4 protein-coding genes are annotated in these 3,560 nt (G+C 70.0%); 2 read left to right on the top strand and 2 right to left on the bottom strand.

From position 1 onward, the window contains the following. Nucleotides 1-227 precede the first annotated feature (227 nt). The gene (locus KBX08_RS32505) at nt 228-455 is read left to right on the top strand and encodes a thioredoxin reductase (protein ID WP_247670446.1); all 228 of its coding nucleotides are present in this window, start codon (nt 228-230) and stop codon (nt 453-455) included. Then, on the top strand, nt 452-1,213 hold the full coding sequence (locus KBX08_RS32500; RefSeq protein WP_210787594.1) for a pirin-like bicupin family protein: 762 nt from the start codon (nt 452-454) through the stop codon (nt 1,211-1,213). Before KBX08_RS32505 ends, KBX08_RS32500 begins: the two co-directional genes overlap by 4 nt. 91 nt (nt 1,214-1,304) lie before the next feature. Here KBX08_RS32500 and gndA read toward each other — a convergent pair whose 3' ends face one another. Beyond that, entirely contained in the window at nt 1,305-2,747 is a 1,443-nt protein-coding gene (gene gndA, locus KBX08_RS32495; RefSeq protein WP_210787592.1) for an NADP-dependent phosphogluconate dehydrogenase, read from the bottom strand. Between the two features lie 189 nt (nt 2,748-2,936). Continuing rightward, nucleotides 2,937-3,233 carry a thiamine-binding protein gene (locus tag KBX08_RS32490; RefSeq protein WP_210787591.1) on the bottom strand — a complete coding sequence of 99 codons (297 nt, stop codon included), beginning with the start codon at nt 3,231-3,233 and terminating at the stop codon, nt 2,937-2,939. Between the last annotated feature and the right edge of the window lie 327 nt (nt 3,234-3,560).

The raw sequence follows: 3,560 nt of genomic DNA, 5'->3' as shown, positions 1-3,560 counted from the left end.
CGCCCCGCCGGCCCCGCCCCCGCCCCGCCCATCGATCATGGAGTTGTGGTGGCCGGGTTAGGTGCTTTTGCGACTTATGTTCACCATCACAACTCCATGATCGACGCGACCCGGGGGCGGGTGCGCGGCCGGTGGGCGGGTTGGGGTGAGTGTGCTCGTTTCGGGGTCCTGCGCAAGGGTGGCGGGTAGGGTCCGGAGGTGGTGGGACGATGGCGGTTGGGGGGCAGATGCGCGATCTCCGCTTTAAGATGATCATGGCGTTGAACGCCGCCGACCTGGGCGACCCGATGTGCGAGCAGGCGGCCGAAATCTGTGCCGAGATCGCCGAGCAGCACTGCGCCGAGTTCGGCCACACACCGCAGTTGCGCACCGGTGAGATCGCCGAACTGGCCACCGGCGAGCCGGCCCTGACCTGGGCGCCGTCGACCCCCGACGCCGGGCAGCGTGCCTGGTGACCGCGCCCGCACCTGCTGTTGACATCCGTCGTGCCGATGATCGCTTCGCCACCCGGATCTCCTGGCTGGACTCCAAGCACTCCTTCTCGTTCTCCCGGCACTACGACCCGGACAACACCCACCACGGCCTGCTGCTGGTCAACAACGACGACGTGGTCCGACCGGGCGCTGGCTTCGAGACCCACCCGCACCAGGACATGGAGATCGTGACCTGGGTGCTGCGTGGTTCCCTGGTGCACCAGGACTCCACCGGGCACTCCGGGGTGATCTACCCGGGTCTGGCCCAGCGGATGAGCGCCGGCACCGGCATCCTGCACTCGGAGAAGAACGACGCCTGGCGGCTCAACAACCAGGAGCCGCACACCGACCCGGTGCACTTCGTGCAGATGTGGGTGCTCCCCGACGAGCAGGGCGTCGACCCCGGCTACGAGCAGTTGGAGATCGAGGACGAGCTGCTCCGCGGGGGCCTGGTCCCGATCGCCTCCGGGATGGACCGTTACGACGGCGCGTCAGCGATCCGGATCCGCAACCGGTACGCGACACTGCACGCCGCCCGTCTCGCCCCCGGCGACGAGGTCACCATCCCGGACGCGCCCTACGTGCACCTCTACGTGCCCGACGGCACGGTGACCCTGGAGGGCAGCGGCCCGCTCGGCAGCGGCGACGCGGCCCGGCTCACCATGACCGGTGGCCGGCGGGTGACCGCCGACGAACCGGCCGAGATCCTCGTCTGGGAGATGCACGCCACTGTTGCCTGACCGTCACCCGCGCGGCCTACCCCCATGATCTCGCCCGAACATGGATGTGGTGGCCTCCCAGCCGGGGGAGACCACCACATCAAGGATCGAGCTACGCCGGCGACTCGGTGCGGTCGGCGGCCCAGGTGGTGTGGAACGAGCCCTCGCGGTCCACCCGCTGGTAGGTGTGCGCGCCGAAGTTGTCCCGCAGACCCTGGATCAGCGCGGCGGGCAGCCGCTCCGCGCGCAACGCGTCGAAGTACGCCAGCGACGACGAGAACGCGGGCGTCGGCACGCCGGCCCGGGTCGCGTCGGCCACCACCCGCCGCCAGCTCGGCACGCCAGCGCTGACCGCCTCGGCGAAGTAGGGCGCCACCAGCAGCGTCGGCAGGTCGGGCTGCTCGTCGTACGCCTCACGGATCCGGTTCAGGAAGCGGGCCCGGATGATGCAGCCACCCCGCCAGATCGTCGCGGTGCCGCCCAGGTCGATGTCCCAGTTGTATTCCTGGCTGCCCGCGCGGATGTGGTCGAAGCCCTGCGCGTACGCAACGATCTTGGAAGCGAGCAGCGCCCGGCGGACATCCTCGACGAACGTGTCCCGGTCGGTGACCTGCCACTTGTCACCCGCGTCGGGGAACGCCCGGCGGGCCGCCTCACGCTGGTCGACGTGCCCGGAGAGCGAACGGGCGAAGGTCGCCTCGGCGATCCCGGTGATCGGGATGCCCAGGTCCAGGGCACTCTGTACGGTCCACCGACCGGTGCCCTTCTGCTCGGCCCGGTCCTGCACGATGTCCACGAACGACCGGCCGGTCGCCGCGTCGGTGTGCGCGAGCACGTCGGCGGTGATCTCGATGAGGAACGACTCCAGCTCGCCGTTGTTCCACTCCCGGAAGATCTCCGCGATCTCGGCCGGCGTCGCGTCCAGGCCGGCCCGGAGCAGGTCGTACGCCTCGGCGATGAGCTGCATGTCGGCGTACTCGATGCCGTTGTGCACCATCTTGACGAAGTGCCCGGCGCCGTCCGGCCCGACGTGCGTGCAGCACGGCACGCCGTCCACCTGGGCGGCGATCTTCTCGAACATCGGCCCGAGCTTCGCGTACGACTCGGCGGAGCCGCCCGGCATGATGCTCGGCCCGAGCAGCGCGCCCTCCTCGCCGCCGGAGACGCCGGTGCCGCTGAAGTGCAGCCCCTGCGCCCGCAGCGCCTCCTCGCGGCGACGGGTGTCGGCGAAGTGGGCGTTGCCACAGTCGACGATGATGTCGCCCTCGTCGAGCAGCGGCACCAACTCGTCGATCACCGCGTCGGTGGGAGCGCCGGCCTTCACCATGACGATGACCGCACGGGGTCGTTCCAGTGACGCCACGAAATCGGCCATCGTCTCGCCCGGCAGGAACGTGCCCTCGTCGCCGTGCTCGGCGACCAGGCTGCGGGTGCGCTCCGGCGAGCGGTTGTGCACTGCCACCGTGAAGCCGTTGCGGGCCAGGTTGCGGGCCACATTGCGACCCATCACCGCCAGCCCGGTCACACCGATTTGTGCCCTCGCCTGATCAGCCATTCGTGCCGCCACCTCTCGTCACACCACTATCAGCGCTTGGAAACTTACCGTGGTGTGAGCCGATACGGACCAGTGATCGACGTCCCTTTACTGCACGTGATGTGGACGTTGCCCCTGGCCGCTCGGGCCCTCGACAACGGTCGGTGTGCCCCTCGCAGGGAAACGTGTCGTCATCCCGCGCCGGGCGCGTCAGCCTTCGGCGAGACGGGCTTCGATTCGGGCGATCTTCCCGGTCAGCGCGTCGGTGACCCCGGGCCGGACGTCGGCCTTGATCACCACACTCACCCGGGGCGCCCGCGCGCCGACCACCTCGACCGCCTGCTTCACCACCGCCATCACCTCGTCCCACTCACCCTCGATGGTGGTGAACATGGCGTCGGTCCGGTTGGGCAGACCGGACGCACGGACCACCCGCACCGCCTCGGCGACCAGGTCACCCACGGAGTCGTCACCGCCGAGCGGGGTGATCGAGAACGCGATCAGCATGTGCCGATCGTGCCAGGAAAACCGGATGCGCGTCGGTCCGGCGGTGGCTACGGTACGAACATGCGTAACTGACGCCCCACTTCCGAGCCGGCCCGCCGTCCCGCGTCGCGGTCCGTGCGCTCCCGGGCGTCCCGCATCCCCTCCCCGCCGTTGGGCGGCGATGGCCCTGCCTGGCCCCGGTGAGCAGTCCCTTCCCCACTCGACCCGTCGCGCAACGGCGGTCACCAGCCGATCCGACCGACCGCCGCAGCGCGGGACCGGCCGTGCCGGTCGGCATTGAAGGAGGCCCGGATGCCTGCCAGGCGTAATCCGAAGAAGACCCGTACC

Origin of the sequence: Micromonospora sp. H61 (genome assembly GCF_018070325.1) — a bacterium.
Classification (GTDB): domain Bacteria; phylum Actinomycetota; class Actinomycetes; order Mycobacteriales; family Micromonosporaceae; genus Micromonospora; species Micromonospora salmantinae.
The sequence above is the reverse complement of the archived record's forward strand: the minus strand, read 5'-3'. Positions and strand labels throughout refer to the sequence as shown.

What these genes read in the sequence shown, in the direction of transcription:
- gndA (WP_210787592.1), bottom strand. Translation starts at nt 2,747, where the DNA reads ATGGCTGATCAGGCGAGGGCACAAATCGGTGTGACCGGGCTGGCGGTG.
- KBX08_RS32505 (WP_247670446.1), top strand. Translation starts at nt 228, where the DNA reads ATGCGCGATCTCCGCTTTAAGATGATCATGGCGTTGAACGCCGCCGAC.
- KBX08_RS32490 (WP_210787591.1), bottom strand. Translation starts at nt 3,233, where the DNA reads ATGCTGATCGCGTTCTCGATCACCCCGCTCGGCGGTGACGACTCCGTG.